This window comes from Jidongwangia harbinensis, from assembly GCF_020216025.1.
Classification (GTDB): domain Bacteria; phylum Actinomycetota; class Actinomycetes; order Mycobacteriales; family Micromonosporaceae; genus Actinoplanes; species Actinoplanes harbinensis.
Genome location: NZ_JAIWNC010000057.1, coordinates 24,825 through 40,924, shown reverse-complemented (window position 1 = coordinate 40,924; position 16,100 = coordinate 24,825). Strand labels below are relative to the sequence as shown.

At 72.2% G+C, this 16,100-nt stretch carries 14 protein-coding genes and 1 pseudogene; 7 read left to right on the top strand and 8 right to left on the bottom strand.

Annotated features, from left to right (window positions below):
• Positions 1–14: 14 nt before the first annotated feature.
• Entirely contained in the window at positions 15–920 is a 906-nt protein-coding gene (locus tag LDL48_RS40525; RefSeq protein ID WP_225260503.1) for a hypothetical protein, read from the top strand.
• 93 nt (positions 921–1,013) lie between these two features.
• Here the strand turns inward: LDL48_RS40525 and LDL48_RS40520 are convergent, their stop codons facing one another.
• Positions 1,014–1,655: a hypothetical protein gene (locus LDL48_RS40520; protein ID WP_225260502.1), complete on the bottom strand. Its 642-nt coding sequence runs from the start codon at positions 1,653–1,655 to the stop codon at positions 1,014–1,016.
• Between the two features lie 118 nt (positions 1,656–1,773).
• Between LDL48_RS40520 and LDL48_RS40515 the strand changes: the two genes are divergently transcribed.
• Together LDL48_RS40515 and LDL48_RS40510 are read left to right on the top strand one after the other, a co-directional pair.
• Positions 1,774–2,235 (top strand): GNAT family N-acetyltransferase, encoded by a 462-nt coding sequence (locus tag LDL48_RS40515; RefSeq protein WP_225260501.1) that lies wholly within the window; start codon positions 1,774–1,776, stop codon positions 2,233–2,235.
• 107 nt (positions 2,236–2,342) lie between these two features.
• Positions 2,343–2,606: a hypothetical protein gene (locus LDL48_RS40510; RefSeq protein WP_225260500.1), complete on the top strand. Its 264-nt coding sequence runs from the start codon at positions 2,343–2,345 to the stop codon at positions 2,604–2,606.
• A 12-nt stretch (positions 2,607–2,618) separates the two neighbouring features.
• Here LDL48_RS40510 and LDL48_RS40505 read toward each other — a convergent pair whose 3' ends face one another.
• From LDL48_RS40505 to LDL48_RS40495, 3 genes and pseudogenes are all read right to left on the bottom strand, one after another.
• Positions 2,619–4,568: a hypothetical protein gene (locus LDL48_RS40505; RefSeq protein WP_225260499.1), complete on the bottom strand. Its 1,950-nt coding sequence runs from the start codon at positions 4,566–4,568 to the stop codon at positions 2,619–2,621.
• Positions 4,556–4,891, bottom strand: a complete 336-nt coding sequence (locus tag LDL48_RS40500) for a PadR family transcriptional regulator (RefSeq protein ID WP_225260498.1) — start codon at positions 4,889–4,891, stop codon at positions 4,556–4,558. Before LDL48_RS40500 ends, LDL48_RS40505 begins: the two co-directional genes overlap by 13 nt.
• An 84-nt stretch (positions 4,892–4,975) precedes the next feature.
• Positions 4,976–5,710 (bottom strand): annotated as a pseudogene (locus LDL48_RS40495) (AAA family ATPase); the annotation flags it as partial.
• An 82-nt stretch (positions 5,711–5,792) separates the two neighbouring features.
• Here LDL48_RS40495 and LDL48_RS40490 point away from each other — a divergent pair.
• From LDL48_RS40490 to LDL48_RS40480, 3 genes are read left to right on the top strand one after another with little or no spacing between them, the layout of a single operon-like run.
• Positions 5,793–6,485 (top strand): response regulator transcription factor, encoded by a 693-nt coding sequence (locus LDL48_RS40490; RefSeq protein WP_225260497.1) that lies wholly within the window; start codon positions 5,793–5,795, stop codon positions 6,483–6,485.
• On the top strand, positions 6,485–8,296 hold the full coding sequence (locus LDL48_RS40485; RefSeq protein ID WP_225260496.1) for a sensor histidine kinase: 1,812 nt from the start codon (positions 6,485–6,487) through the stop codon (positions 8,294–8,296). The genes LDL48_RS40490 and LDL48_RS40485 overlap by 1 nt, the downstream gene beginning before the upstream one ends.
• 24 nt (positions 8,297–8,320) lie before the next feature.
• Positions 8,321–8,881, top strand: coding sequence for a hypothetical protein (locus tag LDL48_RS40480; protein WP_225260495.1), 561 nt, complete (start codon positions 8,321–8,323; stop codon positions 8,879–8,881).
• 95 nt (positions 8,882–8,976) lie between these two features.
• Here LDL48_RS40480 and LDL48_RS40475 read toward each other — a convergent pair whose 3' ends face one another.
• The 3 genes from LDL48_RS40475 to LDL48_RS40465 form a co-directional block, all read right to left on the bottom strand.
• Complete coding sequence (locus tag LDL48_RS40475) at positions 8,977–9,864, bottom strand: hypothetical protein (RefSeq protein WP_225260494.1); 888 nt, start codon at positions 9,862–9,864, stop codon at positions 8,977–8,979.
• Complete coding sequence (locus LDL48_RS40470; protein ID WP_225260493.1) at positions 9,861–10,670, bottom strand: hypothetical protein; 810 nt, start codon at positions 10,668–10,670, stop codon at positions 9,861–9,863. The genes LDL48_RS40475 and LDL48_RS40470 overlap by 4 nt, the downstream gene beginning before the upstream one ends.
• A 128-nt stretch (positions 10,671–10,798) precedes the next feature.
• Positions 10,799–12,088, bottom strand: a complete 1,290-nt coding sequence (locus LDL48_RS40465; RefSeq protein WP_225260492.1) for a serine hydrolase domain-containing protein — start codon at positions 12,086–12,088, stop codon at positions 10,799–10,801.
• A 115-nt stretch (positions 12,089–12,203) separates the two neighbouring features.
• Between LDL48_RS40465 and LDL48_RS40460 the strand changes: the two genes are divergently transcribed.
• Positions 12,204–13,184, top strand: a complete 981-nt coding sequence (locus LDL48_RS40460; protein WP_225260491.1) for a phosphotransferase — start codon at positions 12,204–12,206, stop codon at positions 13,182–13,184.
• Positions 13,185–13,281: 97 nt separating this feature from the next.
• Here LDL48_RS40460 and LDL48_RS40455 read toward each other — a convergent pair whose 3' ends face one another.
• Positions 13,282–16,026: a helix-turn-helix transcriptional regulator gene (locus tag LDL48_RS40455; RefSeq protein WP_225260526.1), complete on the bottom strand. Its 2,745-nt coding sequence runs from the start codon at positions 16,024–16,026 to the stop codon at positions 13,282–13,284.
• Positions 16,027–16,100: the final 74 nt, after the last annotated feature.

The window sequence follows — 16,100 nt, the reverse complement described above, 5'->3', positions numbered from 1 at the left end:
TCGTTCTGCCGTTCATGAGGAGAAAGTGGGCCCTGGTGCCGGCCTGGTTGGCGGTCGCCCTGCTGGTGGTCTCGCCGGTGCCCGTGCGCGGCTCACCCGAGCAGATGGACCTCGCGGCCACGGCCGCGCGGTTGGACGCGCTGCACGTACGCATTGCCGGCAATCGCGAGGAGCTGCAAGCGTCCGAACTGCTCAACTACCACCGCGTCGAAGGCGGTGTGGCGACCTGCATGCGAGCGGCCGGCATGCCGTACCGGATCCGGCCGTTCCTGAGCCACTACGACGGTTTCACCGACGCCGACCTCGGATTCGGCTCCGGCCGCGGGTCGGTGTTCGACTCGATCACCGACCGGGGCCGGCGAGCCGTCCGCAACGAGCTCGCCGCGGCCCGCTTCGCCCGAGCGGGGCTGCACGATCCTCCGCCGGGGCCGACCCGGCCGGCCGAGGTGGCGGCCCGCAACAGGTGCACCGCGGCGTACCAGCACCGGCCGTACTCCGACATCGATCCGCCGCAGGGCGTGTACCAGCTTTCCGGCTTCCGCGGTCTGCTCGATGTCGTGGCACGCGACCCGGCCGTGATCGCGGCGATGCGGCCGTACCGGGCGTGCATGCGGGACCGGTACGGCCACGACGTCACCGAGCGCACCGACTTCCTCTTCGCGCCGCGGATCTCGTACCGGGACGCGCCCGTCGAGGGTCGCCCGCCCGCCCCGGCGTGGACCCGCGGTGTCAAGCAGATCGAGGCCGCCTTCGACGCCGACGTGGACTGCCGGCTCCCGGCGTACCGGATCGCCATGACGCTCCTGGCACCACGGCTTCGCGTCTGGGAGCGGCAACACCGCACCGAGATCGACGCCGTCCGGGCGGCCTGGAAGCACCGCGTCGCCCGGGCCCGCGACCTGCCGCACACCATTCCCTGAACCGGCTGGACGTCGACCCGGGAAAGGCCGGAACGACTTGCCGGGCACGGCGACGCGGCACCCCGTTCACCGCGCCCGGCCGGTGAGCGGACGTCAGCCGGAGGGCACCGGCGTGGTGGCCCAGTCGCCCGCGAGTCCGAGTCGTCCGGAAGCGAACTCCGCGCGCGCATCGGCCACCCAGTGCCGGATGTCCGCCGCGGTCTGCTCCCTCGTGCGTCCCGTGGTGTCGATGACCCTGACCGCCCACCGGGGATCGGCGCCGGTCCAGCCGATCCACCGGTCCCACCGCATCGGTTCCCAGCCGTCGGTGATCGCCTCCGGCAGATGCCGGGGATCGTGGGCGTGCCCGCGAAGCCACCGCGCCCAGCCGAGGAAGGCCCGTTTCTCGGCCGGACTCCACTTTCCCGGATCGCGCTCGTCGAGCCGGCGCAGGCGCACCTCGTCGTCGACGTCCAGCAGGCAGGCCGCGATGCCGGTGAGCGCGGTCGCGGACGGGCTCGCCAGCACCTCACCCAGGGGCGACTGACCGGTCAGCAGGACGTCGACGCCGTCGCTCTGGTACCGCAGGACGCGCCTGATCCACTCCTCCGTGCTGCGATGGCGCCATTGCCGGTCCGCGCCGCTCGGGACTCCGATCTCGTCGAAGTCGTGGACGACCAGCCCGTCGATCGACGCACATGCGCGGGCGGCCGTCGTCTTTCCGGAGCAACTCGAACCGGCGATCGTCAGCAGCATCCGTGCAGTCTCGCGCTCGGCTCGCCCGGCGGCGAGCCGATTACGGCCACGGCGACCGGACCGCGCCGCCGCACCGGCCGTTTCGTGAGATCAGCCGGCGTTGGTTCATGATGCTCAGGTGAGTGACCTGACGATCCGGCCCCTGACCATCCGCGCCCGGCGGTCGGAGGATCTCGACCAGTGCGTGGAAGTGCTCCGGGAGGTACGCCTGGCCGACGGCTATCCGATGAAGTGGCCGTCGGATCCCCGGGCCTGGCTGGACCGCCCGCAGCTCGACCAGGCCTGGGTGGCCCAGAGCTCACCCGGCGTGATCGACGGGCATGTCGCCGTCCAGAACGGCCGGGAGGTCACCCGCTTGTTCGTGGCGCCCGCGGCCCGGCGCCTGCGGGTCGCCAGTGCTCTGCTGGACCACGTCAGCGTGTGGGCCGGCGGCCGGCTGATCCTCCACGTCATCGACCGGCCGGACTCCCCGGCGGCCGCGTTCTCCGAGGCCACGGGATGGCGGTACACGCACACCACGACTGCCGGCTGGAGCGGTCCGCGCGGTGAGGCGGTGCGGCTGCGGCACTACGTGCGATAGGGCGACCGCGACGCCGGGCCCGCGTGGACCGCATGCCGGTGCGGTGGAGAACGGCGACGCGGCCGGCTCGCCGTGCGCAAGGTATCGATCATGGTTAATCTCTTCTCATGGTTCGTCGAATGCTCGCGGTCGGTGTCTTCGCCGCCGCCGTACTGATCTCCGGTACGACCGCCGCGCGGGCCGCGGACACCCAGGTGTTCCGCGGCGAGGGGCACAGCGGCTTCGGACCGGAGATCGCCTATCACTACGCGCGCGCGGACGCCCTGGCCCAGGCCCGGGACGCCGGCTTCGGGAACGCCGACTGTCACGAGATCAACGTCGTCGACTCCTGGCCGCTCATCGTCTATGTCGACCTGGAGTGCACGCGCTGACCGGCGCCGGCGTCAGGACGCCCGGTCGGGCGGGACGAGGACCGGGACCGGTGCCGGGCCGATCGGGCGCGGTGCCTGCGGGAACAACCGCCGGCCGAACGCCGCATTCCGCAACAGGCGGCCCAGGGCCCACCCGATCGGCACCGCCAGAAGGACGGTGACCGCGTCCGTGTCGGCGCCGTGGATCGGAGGATTGCCGGCCAGGGCGGTGAACAGCCGGCCGACCGGCAGGGCGATGGCCATGACCACGAGCGGGAACAGCATCAGCGGAACGGTGACCGCGCCGACGACGAACGCGAACGGGTAGCGCAGCCATTGCCGGGCGGCCCGCGGCCGGGGGCCGGCGAGGACGACGACGGTGAGCAGCAGCACCGCGGCGAAGAGCAGGATGGCGTAGAGGCGGACGTCGCTCGGCTGCGGGTAGCGAAGCCGCAACAGCGACGGGACCGCCGCCGCGGCAACGCCGGCCGCCAGGCCCGCGACGGCGCGGGTCCGGCTGACGGACCCGGCCGCACCCACCGCCGCGGCGACCGCCACCGCGGCGAGCAGCGAGCCGACGATCGCGCTGCCGAGGTTGAGTTGCGGCTCCACGTCGGTCGGCGACTCGGTGGCCGTGGCCAGGAACGACATGACGCCCGCGACCGTGGCGACGGTGAGCAGCACCTGAGGACGGGGCACGGCGGCCACCGCACCGGCGGCGGCGCAGGCGGCGATCGCGGCCACGGCGGCGGTGATCGCGAGCGCGACGGTCCCGGAGGCCGGGTCGATCCGGTCGAGCTGGATGTCGATCGCGAGCCAGGCGGCGCCCCCGAGCAGCACGCCGCGGGTCGCCCGGCGGTCGCCGCGGACGTACACGACAAGCAGCAGGACCACCGCGACGAGCGCACCCCAGCGCAGCTCCCGGGCCCAGTAGGTGTTGTTCTCGCCGGTGGCGTCGGCGACATGGGCCGGCTCGCTCAGTGGCTGCCACACCGTCACGCCCACCGCCCACACCGCCGCCGCGACCGCGGCGAGGGCGGACAGCAGGACGCGCTGCGGGGTCAGGTGCCGCCAGGCCGGCACACCGCGCACCGGGTACGAGGCCCGCGACCCGGGCTGCGGTGCCACCGCTGCCACGGGTGCCGACCAGCGCCGGACCGCCGTCCGGGCGAACACCACCGCGCACACCGTCCAGGGCAGCACGAAGCACGCCACCTCGGCCAGGCGGGCGACCTGATCGGCCGGAACCCCGGACCCGCCCCCGACCGGCAGCGGGACGCCGGACAGCACCGCGACCAGCGGGACACCGGCCCAGGTCAGCACTCGGGTCCGGGTGCGCCGGCCGGTGGCGGCCGCCCGGACGGTGACCGCCACCAGCGCCAGGCTCACCATCGTCCACAGCGCCGTCACCAGCAGGACCAGGGAGGGCACCGGCTCGGTGCGCACGGCGAGGAAGAAGGGGAGCAGCACGGTGAACGGCACCACCGCGGTGGCGGCGAGGCCGAGGCTGCCGGCCGGGCCGGGCTCCCGCGCCGCGCGCGCACCGGCCCACCGGCCGGCCACGACGGCATAGCCCGTCATCAGGGCGGCCGTCACGGCCGACATCAGCGTCCTGACCAGCAGCCAGGCGGTGTCGTCGGGGTAGGCGCCGTAGTCGATCAGATTGCCGATCGCCATCGCCACGGTGATCGCGATGCCGAGCCCGAAACCGCCGGCGACCAGGAGCCGCGATGCCGACCGCAGCGTCAGGCCCGCGCGCATCCACTCCCACCCGCCGCGCGGCGCGCCGTTCTCGTCGGACGACAGCGGCGTGACCGCCAGGCTGACCGCGAAGGTCACGCGGCGCCAGCCGGTGCCGCCCTGCCGCTCCAGGGCACCGAGTTCGGCCGCCCACTCCCGGGCGACGTCATCGCGGAGGTCGGCGGGCCAGCGCCGGGCCGCCGCACGCAGGCAGGCGCCGGTCAGGTGGGTCAGGAGGCCCATGTCGGCCTCCCCGGCACGGCGGGGCCGGTCACCGCGAACCGCTGCCGGTACGCGGCCAGCTCGGTGCGGGCCGTCGTGGCACCGTCCGGCGTCAGCAGGTACCAGCGCCGCGCCGGGCGGCCGGCCGCCGCCGGGTCGATGTCCTCCCAGTGTCCGGCCAGCCAGCCGGCTCGCTGCAGGCGCATGAGGATCGGGTAGACGGTGCCGCTCGGGTAGCCGGTCGCCTGCATGATGTCGAGGCCGTACCGCTCGGTGCCGGGCTCGGCCAGGAACGCCTGCAGGACCCCCGCCACGGCGGCGGTCATTCGTAGTGGTGACGCCATGAGGACATACGCTACATAGCCCTAGCAACTTTTCCTACATAGGGGTCCAGCTGGCCCGGGGCGGCTGCGGCGGTGGGGTCAGCGGTCGCCGGCCAGCACCATCGGGGTCAAGGTCTCGCCGGCCCGCACCGCGGCGTCCAACCGCCGGTGTCCGCGTACGGCGACGAAGTGCGGCGCCTGGTGGCGCACCACGATCTCGCCGTCGTCACCGGCCTCCGCGCCCGGGCGCACGCGGTCCGGATCGAGGTGGCACACCGGCGCCGGACGGGCGGCGGGCGTCTCGAGCGTGTCGACGATCCGCGCGACGACCTCCGCCGGGCTCGCCCTGGTGGTGTCGCAGACCAGGTCGTAGTTGCGCAGATCGGCCTTGTCGACGCCGTACCGCGCCAGGAACCGCTGCCGTTCGCTGTCGCTGCGCCTGGCGAGGTCGCCGCCGGCCTCCTCGACGCTGCGATAGTTCTCCACCGCGTCACCCGGCCGGGCGAGCACCCGTCGCGCCGCCACGACCGGATCGACGACGAGGTGCACCTTGACCGCGTCGGTGAAGAAGTGCCAGGCGAGTCTGCTGTCCACCACCAGGCGTTCGGCCGAGGCCGCGATGTCGTGCTGAAGCTGATCGATGTAGTGGTCGACCTTGTCGTCCAGCTCCGAGTGCAGGTTGAACTGAAGTGCGGTCATGCCGTGCTCCGCCGCCATCCGGCGGTAGAGATCACCGATGCTGACCCGGCGTACCCCGAGGCGCTCCGCGAGCAGCACCGACACGGTCGTCTTCCCGCTGCCGAGATCACCGTTGAGGACGACCGTCCGGGGTCGGTTCATCGCCCCACGATAGCGGGGTACCCGCCTTTAGGAACCTGTTAGCTTTGCCGCCGCCATGATCGTCGGCACCTATAGTCGTCGCGTGTGCGCGTATCTGCTGGTCGCCGAGGATGACCCGGGCCAGGCCGAGGGGCTGCGGAGATACCTCGCCGCCGAGGGACACCACACGGTCGTGGTGCACGACGGCAGGGCCGCGCTCGACGAGGTCCGGCGCCGTCCACCGGACCTGCTCGTTCTCGACGTGATGATGCCGGGCCTGGACGGGCTGAGCCTGACCCGGATTCTGCGGGAGAAATCCGACGTCCCCATCCTGATGTTGACGGCCCGCTCCGGCGAGGACGACATGCTGGCCGGATTCGCCGGAGGGGCCGACGACTATCTGACGAAGCCGTACAGTCCGCGGGAACTGCTGGCGCGGACCCGGGCACTGCTGCGCCGCGGCGCCGGCCGGGACAGCACCGAAGCCGGTCTGCTGCAGCTCGGCGGGCTCAGCGTCGACGTGTCCCGCCATGAGGTGCGGGTCGACGGGCGTCAGGTGGAATGCACGCGCGGAGAGTTCGCCCTTCTCGCCGCGATGGCCGAGGAGCCCGAACGGGTCTTCACCCGCGCCCAACTCCTCAAGCACACCAACGGCGTGGAACGCGACTCGGTGGAGCGCAGCATCGACGTCCACGTACTCAACCTGCGCCGCAAGATCGAACCCGACCCTCGCCGGCCGTCCCGGCTGGTCACCGTCTACGGCGTCGGATACAAACTCACTGCCGGGACCGCCTGATGGACGCACCGCGCGTGCCGGTGCACCGGAGCCTGACCTTCCGGCTGCTGGTCGCGTCCCTGACCATCGCCGTCGCCGCCGTCCTGGCCACCTCGTGGATCGCTGCGCAGTTCACGTCGCGGACCATCGAACAGCAGATCGGCCGGTCGCTGAGCGACGACAAGCGCGTCTACGACGACATGCTGGGGTACGCCGCGACCCACCGCGACTGGTCCGGCGTGCGGCCGCTGGTCATCGCTCGCGCGTCACAGCTGAACCGCCGGATCACCCTGATGACCGCGGACCGGCAGGTGATCGCGGACTCGATGACCGGCCCGTCGCTGGCGACCGCCCGTCCGTCGGCCACCGTCGACCCGCTCTGGGTGGATCTCGGGCTCACCGGGCGTACCGATCGCATCGACACCCGGCTCCTGGGCCCGTTCGAGCTGCCACCGGCCGAGCAGCGACGGATCCGCGACCAGGTGACCCAGTCGCTGGCGTGCCTGCGCAGCTACGGCACCGAGGGACAGGTCGTCGTCGGGCCACACGGCCGCCCCCGGCTGGCCATCACCATGCTGGGCAAGGAGCCGTACTCGTGTCTGCTCATCCCCGACCCGACCCGGACCGAGAAGCGTCTGCTGGCGGCGCTGCGAAAGCTCGTCGCCGCCTGCGCCGGCGAACGGAATCCGGACCGGGTGCGGCTCGCGCCCGACCTCACCGTCACGGTCCCCGACCCGGTCACCGGTCTGTCCATCATGGACCGCACGGCGCGCGCCGCCGGCTGCCTCGATCAGGCGCGGCGTACCCAGCTCGAGCCGTACGCCGCCCCACCCGCCCTGCTGTTCGTCACCGACCCGGCCGGTCCCACCGCCCGGCGGGTCCTCCCGCTGTCCCGCGACGGAGTGCTGCGCACCGGGGCCGCCACCGCCGGGGTGCTGCTGCTCGTCGGCCTGCTCACCATCACCGTGGGCCGCCGCCTGACCCGCCCGCTAAGTGCGCTCACCGAGGCCGCCCGGCGTCCGGACGACCGCCTCCGGGTACCGGTCGGCGGGCGCGACGAGATCGGCTACCTCGCGACTGCACTGAACGACCTGGCCGAGCGCCGCGAACGGTCCGAGCACCTGCGCCAGGCCATGGTCAACGACGTGGCGCACGAGCTGCGCAATCCGCTGACCAACATCCGCACCTGGCTGTCCGCGGTCCGCGACGGTCTGGCCACCGTCGACGAACCGCTACTCACCCTGTTGCAGAACGAGACCGCACAACTGCAACACATCGTCGACGACCTGCGTGACCTCGCCGCCGCCGACGCGGGCACGCTGCGCATGCATCCCGAAGCGCTCTTCCTCGGCGACGCCGTCGGCCAGGTCGTCGACGCTCACCGGCCGAACGCCGCGGCGGCCCGGGTACGGCTGATCACCGAGCACGCGGGCGACCCCGAGGTGATCGCCGACCCGGTTCGCCTGCGCCAGCTGATCGGCAACCTGCTGGCCAACGCGATCCGGCACACGCCGCCCGGCGGCACCGTGACGGTCCGGACCGCGATGGCGGCCGGATCGCTCACGATCGCGGTCGCCGACACCGGCGTCGGCATCGCACCCGGCGATCTGCCGAAGGTCTTCGACCGGTTCTGGCGGGCCGACGGTTCGCGCAGCCGGAGCACCGGCGGAAGCGGGCTGGGCCTGCCGATCGCCCGGCAGATCGCCGAGGCGCACGGCGGCACGATCACCGTCGGCAGCACACCCGACACGGGAACGACCTTCACCGTGGTCCTCCCCCACCGCCCGGTCGACGAATACGCCGAGCGGCAGGAACACCTAGCAGGCTCCTAACATCCGTATGTTTCAGTGCCCGCCATGTCTAGCAGAGCGCGGCTGAGCCGCTTCGCGATCGTGATCACCGGACTCGCCGTCCTTCTCGCCGGCTGCTCCGGCGGAAACTCCGAAACGCCTCCGGTGGCCACGCTGCAGTCGCAGCCGCCGCCGGTGACCGCGTCGCCGCAGAGCGCCGGCCAGCGGCCGGTGTTCGCCTTCGATGCCACCCCGGACGACAAGAAGGCCATGACCAAGCCCTGGGAGGACTGCATGGTCCAGAACGCCGGCCCGGCCTACCGGAACAGCGGGCAGCACCTGATCGAGAAGGGCGGGATCGCGGCCGAAGATCCGAAGGGCAGGGCCGCCCTGAAGGTGTGCCTGCCCAAGCAGCCCGAGGCGTTCGACGAGCACCAGCGACGCACCAACCTGGCGGAGTACCGGGACAACCAGCGCCAGTGGTACCAGTGCGCCAAGGCGGCGGGCTACCAGCTGACCCCGGCCGACCCGGAAACCGGCCAGTTCGGCCTCACCGAGGTCGGACCCAACGGTGACGCCGGCTCACCGGCGTTCCAGGAGTGCAGGCGAGAAGCGTTCACGGGCTGAGCCGGCCCGATCCAGGGAGAATCACCTTCGAGGTGACCGAACGCACGAAAGCGGGCGCGTCGCCGGTCGGGCCACAGTATCCGGCCGGCGGCCGGCTAATCGCGCCAGACGACGCGCAGGTCCCACTCGTAGAGGACGGCTGCCGCGGGGTAGTCGCTCGTCCACGTCACGACCGTGCTCCCATCGGGATCTCGGTCATAACCGGTGACCCTGCCGCGCCCGTTGCGTTCCTGGATGAAGACCTTGTGTGCGCTGCCGTGGACGATGAATCGTACGGCAAAGTTTCCGATCTGGAACTGCCGGACGTCGTATCGGAATACGTCGAGCCCGATGCAGCGCAGCGGGTTCCAGAGCCCTCCCGGCACGCCGTAGGACACGATCCACCGCAGCGGACGCGCCGATACCGGCGCGTCGAACAGCACCACTCCCCGACCGGGGACCGTGGTGTGTTGCCAGTGCGCGCGAACCGCCTCGGTATCGAACGACAGCTCGGGGACGACCGGCGCGGGGCGGGCGTCCGGCTCCACATAGGGCGAGACCAGAGTGAGCGCGCGCCCGTTGATCGCATGGTGCGGTCTGGTCAGGCGGGTCTCTTCGACGCGATCACCGGCCGCGTTCTCGCCGACCCATACGGTCAGCTCCAGGTCTTCGTCGAACTCTTCGTCATGGGCCGCCCGATCCGCTGCGGCACGGTCGACCGGCGACAGGTCGGCCGGCATCACCGGGGACACGGCACGGCGATGCCGGGCCCATGCGGGGTCCCGGTCGACCGGGGCGTCGCGGCCACCTCTGCGAAGCAGCAGCGGGATGGCCAGGAGGAGCAGGGCGAAGATCAGCGCACTCGACGCCCAGCCGGCACCCGCGTTGTAGGCGATGGCGCTGCTGAGGATCGCGATGACGGCCGCCGAACCCCACGTCCTGAGCGGCGCGACCGCGGCCAGGATGTCGAGCAGGTGATGTGCCGGGCCGGCGCGCCCGCTCATGGCGCGTCCGCCGACTTCAGTTCCAGATACCACCGGATGGGATCGATGGCCGTGGCCGGCGGACCGAGAAGCGCGGAGATGTCTCTGATGTCGATCCGGTACGTACTGCCGTGCGCGTCGGTTGCGGCCCGGCGGAAGCTGGCACCCCTGGGCAGATCGAATGCCTCGAGTGTGCCGAGGGTCGCGGGGACGCGGAAGACGAACGTGACGGCCCGCACCACGCTGCGCCGTCCCTTGGTCTCCCCGGGCCCGACCGGTGGCGGTACCCATTCGAACCGCTGACCGCCCGCTTGACGGAGCTTGTCCCAATAGCCGGGGCAGCGGTACCGCACCTCCCAGAGCACGCGCTCGTGGGGTGGAGTGAACGTGATGAGGGCGCGTGGCGCCGCCGCGGTCGTCAGTTCGACGGCCGTCACCCGCTCGTGGCCGACCTCGCGTGCGCGGGTGAGATGTACGAGGACTTCGCGGAACTGGAACGCCTGGTCCCGTCCCCGGCTGAATCCCTCGAATGCGTACCAGTGCACGACATTGCCGTGATGCGCGGCGGTGACGTGCTCCTCCGCGACCTGATCGTCGACCGATCGGTCGCCGATATCAAAGATGATTTTCACGTCGTCGCTGTACGGCGGCGCCGGCCCGAACGCCGCCTCCAGAGTGCTTCGAATGTTCTGCAGCTCCAGTTCGTGGATCTCCAACCGGTCCGTGAGCATATAGATCCGCTCCAAGAGTTCGGCGTGTTCTATCGCCATGACACCCGCCGGGTTGCCCTTGTGCAGGGCCTTCCCCGCCTGAAATGCGAGAGTCACCGAAGCTCCAACGGCATAGCTGACATCATGGTGGAGTCTGCGAAGACCGTCGCCACCCGAATATGTCGGAAACCCTACAGCGTGAGAAGACGATCAATATTCGGCAGGCCATCGGCTCTCGAATCGCGCTATTTCTCGACGGCGGCGGCCGCCAGGCGCTGGAACTCCTCGCGGGCGCCGTTGAACAGGAAGTCGACGGTCTGGGTCAGCGCGATCGCGGTCAGGTCCCGGTGCGGGTCGTTGAACCAGGTGGTGCCGTACCCGCCGTCCCAGCCGTAGCGGCCCGGACCGGAGACCTCGTCCGGGGTGACGCTGACCGCCATGCCGTAGCCCCAGCCGTGCCCGGCGAGCGGGAAGGGGCCCGCATCGGCGATCTGCTGCGCGGTGAGGTGGTTCGTGGTCAGCCGCCGGACCGACTCCGCCGACAGCAGGCGCCGGCCACCGTGGACGCCGCCGGTCAGCAGGAACCGGCCGAACGCGAAGTAGTCGTCGACCGTCGAGGCCAGGCCCGCGGCGCCGGACGGGAACGCCGGCGGCCGAGACCACTCGGCGGGGGTGGACCGGGGTTGCAGCTCCAGCTGCCCGGTCTGCGGGTTGGCCGCGTACAGGCCGGGCAGGCGCGCCGCCTCGGCCCGGGGCAGCCAGAAACCGGTGTGCCGCATGCCGAGCGGACCGAACAGCCGCCGGCGCAGGAACTCCGCGAGCGGCCGGCCGGCGGCCCGCTCGAGCAGCACACCGAGCACCAGCGAACCGGTGTTGTACTGCCAGCGCTGCCCGGGCTGGTACATCAACGGCAGGGTGGCGAACCGCCGGATCCACTCGTCCGGGGTGTGCGGCGTACGCGGGTCCGGCTCCGCCAGGGTGAGCTGCAGCCGATCGGCGGCGGTGATGACCGGGTACGGCGGCTGGAAACTCGGCTCGAAGATCAGGCCGTGACCCATCCGGAAGGTCAGCAGGTCCTCCACCGTGATCGGCCGTACCGCCGGGAGGGTCTGCTCGAGCGGACCGTCGACGCGGGCGAGTACCCGCCGGCCGGCGAGTTCCGGCAGGAGCCGGTCGATCGGCTCGTCCAGTGCCAGCCGGCCATCCTCCACCAGCATCATCGTGGCCGCCGCGATCACCGGCTTGGTCAACGAGGCCAGCCGGAACGGCGTACCCCGATCGATCGCCCGGCCCCCGCCGAGCGACGTCGTGCCGATCGTCTCGACGTGCACCCGTCCACGATGCGCGACCAGGTACACGACGCCGACCAGGTCACCGCGTCCGACCCGGGCCGCCATCGCCGCGCGCAGCTCGGCGAGCCCTGCCCGCCACGACCCACCGGCCGAGGCTCCCGCCGGCCCACCCGGCACGACGCCGGCCGTCAGCCCCGCCACCCCGGCCGCACCGGCACCGGCCAACAATGATCGCCTGCGCATCACAGGTCCCCCTTCGTCTCGTCGACTCATGACGGTGTAGACCACCCCGGCGAGGCGAACTCATCGGTCCCGACGGGCCGAACCGGTCTCCGGGTCATGTGATGGGATACGCCGCATGGTCACCTCGCAGGCGCCGGTGGTGGAGATGTTGTGGGAGCCGCAGGATCCCCACCGCATGTTGGACGAACGGTTCGGTTTCCGGGACGGGCCGGCGGCCGGCGGCTGGGTCGCCGACACGCTGGACAAGCACTGGGGCGTCGGCATCGACTCCTGCGAGCGGATCGTGATGAGCGGCGGCAACGCGCTGGCGTGGGTCGGCACGCCGTCCGGGCGGCTGCTTGCGAAGTGGTCGGTGGTGCCCGAGCGTTTTCCGCGCCTGGCGGCGACGGCCCGTCTCACGGATTGGCTCCGCGACCGGGGGCTACCGGTGTCGGCGCCGGTTCCGGCGCGGGACGGCCGCCTTCAGGTCGAGGTCGACCGCGTCTCCCTCGGCGTGCAACGCGAAGTCGCGGGCGACCTCCTGGAGACCGCCGACGCAGCCCAGGTCCGGGCGGCCGGCGCCGTTCTGGCCCGGCTGCAGGACGCGCTGGCGGCCTACCCGGACGCCGATCGGATACCCGAGCCCGCCGGCCCGTCCAAGCCGCTGCGGAACCGGATCGGCGGCTGGCTCGACTCCCACGCCGGCCATCTGCCGGCGGCGGCGCGCGACACGCTCCGCCGGCTGGTCGCGGGCGCGCCCCCGGACCGGCTTCCCCCGCAGCTGGTGCACTTCGATTTCCGCGCCGCCAACGTCCTGTGTGATCGCGGTGAGATCGTCGCGGTCATCGACTTCGAGGAGGCTCGGCGGGAGCACCGACTCGTCGAGCTGGCCCGCGCGTCGGTCCTGCTCGGCACGCGCTACCACAACTGGGGGCCGGTGCCGGCCGAGGTGCACGCGGAATTCCGCACCGGCTACCAGTCCGAGCGGCCGCTGACGCCGGCCGAGGCGGAGTGGCTGGACATCCTCCTGCTCTGGCAGGGTCTGGTGATGGTGCCGCCCGGCGACGACCCGACCGGGTGGGGACCGTCGGCGCTGAGCCGGCTGACACGGCCCTGACGGCGAGAGCCGGGGGCGGCCCCACCCCGGATCGCACGCCGGAAGTGTGGAAAGCGGGCCGTGAACGGTCCAGAGGCGGCACGCCCGCGTCCGGGTGTCAAGCGATGACCAGCCGGTCCGTCTCGTCGGTGTCCAGGAGCGACGCGAGTTCCGACCGGCTGGACACCCCGAGCTTGCGGTAGACGCGGGTCAGGTGCTGCTCGACCGTGCTCGGGGTGACGTAGAGCTTGTCGGAGATCTCGCGATTGGTGTAGCCGATCGCGGCCAGCTCCGCCACCCGCCGCTCGGCCTCGCTCAGCAGTTCGGCGAGGCTGGGTGTGCTCGGGGCGGCCGGAGTGTCGTCGCACTCCGCGCCGCCGAGGGTGACCTGGCACTCCTGGGCCAGTCTCCGAGCCTGCCGGTTGGCGATCGCGGCCCGGCGGGACTCCCCGAGCGCCTCGTGCGCGTCGGTGAGGTCGACCAGCGTGCGGGCGAGTTCGTACCGGTCGCCGCTGAGCTGCAGCAGGTCGATCGACCGCCGGAGCACCGTCGGCCGCTTCCGCGCGGCGGTCGTCGCGGCCAGCAGCCGCATCGCTACGCCGGCGACCCGCGGCAGGTGGGTCGAGCGGTCGATCTGCTCCTTCACCAGCTTGGCGGCGGGTTCGGCACGGCCCATGGCCAGGTACGTCTCGGCGACGTCGTTCCGCCAGGCGACGAGGCCGGAGGTGTCGATGCCCCATTCGGCGGTCAGCTCCCCGCACCGGGTGAGGTCGCGGAGCGCGAGCTTCCGATGGCCGGTCGCCAGGCTGTACCTCGCCCTGGCATGCAGGTAGAGCAGGCCGCTCCGGGTCTGGAACATGCCGTCGGGCACCGGTTCCTCGAGATACCCCTGGACCGTCCGGTACTCCCCCATCGCCGTGCCGGCCAGGATCAGGCTGGACAGCGGCGCGCCGAGGCCGGTTCCCCAGTTCCTCGACGGCATCAGATCGAGCGCGGCCCGGGCGTGGTCCTGTGCGCCCCGCAGGTCTCCGAGCCGCACGGCGATCTCGGCGCGGACCGACAGGAGCCGGGCCTGGCGGGCGGGAGCGGAGCCGAGGCGAGCCTCCTCGACGAACCTGTCGCACCCGGGCAGCGCGTCGGCGGCCCGCCCGCCGTAGACCAGGGCGAGCAGCGCCGATTCGGCGGTGTCCAGCGTCATCTCGTCCAGGTGGACGCCGCGCAGGATGCGCAGGGCGGCCGCCGCGGTCTCCCGCGCCGGCCCCTGATCGAGCACCCGGCCGAGCAGCGTGACGGCGTTGAGCCGGCTGGACGCCAGGGTGGTCACCGGGAGCGTCGCCTCCGTCGGGGGCTGTGCGACCGCGTCGCGCAACGTCGGGTAGGTGGCCCGGAGCCACGGCCGCAGCACGGCCAACTCGGCGAGCGTCTCGGCGTCGCCGTCGGCAGCCGTGGACAACGTGCCCAGCACCGCCCGGGCCTCCTCGAAGCGACCGTGCCAGAGCAGCGCCCGGACGAGGACCACCGCGTCGGCGCCGCGCAACTCGCCCCGGTCGTGGCCGGCCAGCAGCCGGCCGATCAGGTCACTCGCCATCGCCGGGTTGACCCGCCAGCGCGCCCGGAGCTGCAACGCTGTGACCTCGTTGCGGCGGACCGGGTCGGCCCGTAGCCGGGATACGCACTCGAGCAGCTCCAGACCGCGGTCCACCGCACCGTCGCGCAGTGCCACCCGGGCCGCGTCCGCCAGGGCCGCCGCGGCCCAGGACTTGTCGACGGTCGGGGCCTGGCGCAGGTGCTCGGCTATCACCGCGGAACCGGCGCCGCGTTCGTGCGCGAGGAAGGCGGCCCGCCGGTGCAACTCGGCGCGCCGACGACCGTCCATGTCGGCCAGTACGGAGTCCCGGGCGGCCTGGTGCCGGAACGTTCCCTGATGCAGGATGCCGGCGGTGCACAGGGAATGGAGGAACCGTCCGGCGGTCTTGTTCTCGACCTCGGACAGGGCCGTCGCGTAGCGGGGATCCGCGGACAGCGCCAGCGCCTGGACCACCTTGAGCAGTTCCGGACCACCGCTCCGGACCGCGCGCAGCACGGCACGGCCGTACCCGGGACCGGCCACGTCGCCCGCGACGGCATTCTCACCGGCCGCCGCGTGGTCCTCGAACAGACCGGTGAGCAGCAACGGGCTTCCCCCGGTGAGCTGATGCCAGTCGGCGGTGTGCCGCTTGGCGAACGCCGCGCCGGCCCGCTCGGCCAGCAGCCGGCCGACCGCCTCCGGGCTCATCGGAGTGAGCCGCAGACGGGTGTGCTGCGGCAGGTTGACGAGGTCGTCCTGGAGGGGGTCGAACTCGGAGTAGCTCATCAGGATCAGCATGTTCGCGTAGCGCGCACGGCGGCACAGATAAGCCAGGCACCGCAGGGACGCCTCGTCGGCCTGGTGGGCGTCGTCGACCACGATGGCCAGCGGGCAGCGCTCGCTGAGGTTCAGCAGGACGGTACCGATCTCGTGCATCACCGTGACGTCGAAGGCGGACAGTTCGGCATCGGCCCCGTCGCCGGCGGACGCCGCACGGCTGGGCCGGCCCGCTCGCGAGCAGAGCCCGCGGAGCCGTTCCCGGACCGGGAGCGACAGCGGCGCGTCGCGCAGGAGCTGGCTCATCAGGCCGAGCGGCAGGTCGCGTTCCGCGCGCGAGCCGTACCCCACGAGCGTCAGCGCGCCCGTGGCCACCGCCTGGCCGGCGAACGTATTGAGCAGCAGGCTCTTTCCGGTACCCACGGTTCCGGCGAGGGTGGTCGTCCGTCCCTGTCCCGACATAGCATCGGCAAGCAGCCCGGCCAGCACGGAAGGTGCGCGATCACGGTCGTCCGACATCATGGCCGTACTCCAAAAATGATCGACGATCTTAGTTGGTTAAGACTATTAAATAGCGTTATCGGACCGCTATC

Bases quoted from the DNA above. Each gene is read 5' to 3' on its own strand.
- LDL48_RS40525 (WP_225260503.1), top strand. From the start codon at position 15: ATGAGGAGAAAGTGGGCCCTGGTGCCGGCCTGGTTGGCGGTCGCCCTG.
- LDL48_RS40520 (WP_225260502.1), bottom strand. From the start codon at position 1,655: ATGCTGCTGACGATCGCCGGTTCGAGTTGCTCCGGAAAGACGACGGCC.
- LDL48_RS40510 (WP_225260500.1), top strand. From the start codon at position 2,343: ATGGTTCGTCGAATGCTCGCGGTCGGTGTCTTCGCCGCCGCCGTACTG.
- LDL48_RS40505 (WP_225260499.1), bottom strand. From the start codon at position 4,568: ATGGGCCTCCTGACCCACCTGACCGGCGCCTGCCTGCGTGCGGCGGCC.
- LDL48_RS40500 (WP_225260498.1), bottom strand. From the start codon at position 4,891: ATGGCGTCACCACTACGAATGACCGCCGCCGTGGCGGGGGTCCTGCAG.
- LDL48_RS40485 (WP_225260496.1), top strand. From the start codon at position 6,485: ATGGACGCACCGCGCGTGCCGGTGCACCGGAGCCTGACCTTCCGGCTG.
- LDL48_RS40480 (WP_225260495.1), top strand. From the start codon at position 8,321: ATGTCTAGCAGAGCGCGGCTGAGCCGCTTCGCGATCGTGATCACCGGA.
- LDL48_RS40475 (WP_225260494.1), bottom strand. From the start codon at position 9,864: ATGAGCGGGCGCGCCGGCCCGGCACATCACCTGCTCGACATCCTGGCC.
- LDL48_RS40465 (WP_225260492.1), bottom strand. From the start codon at position 12,088: ATGCGCAGGCGATCATTGTTGGCCGGTGCCGGTGCGGCCGGGGTGGCG.
- LDL48_RS40460 (WP_225260491.1), top strand. From the start codon at position 12,204: ATGGTCACCTCGCAGGCGCCGGTGGTGGAGATGTTGTGGGAGCCGCAG.
- LDL48_RS40455 (WP_225260526.1), bottom strand. From the start codon at position 16,026: ATGTCGGACGACCGTGATCGCGCACCTTCCGTGCTGGCCGGGCTGCTT.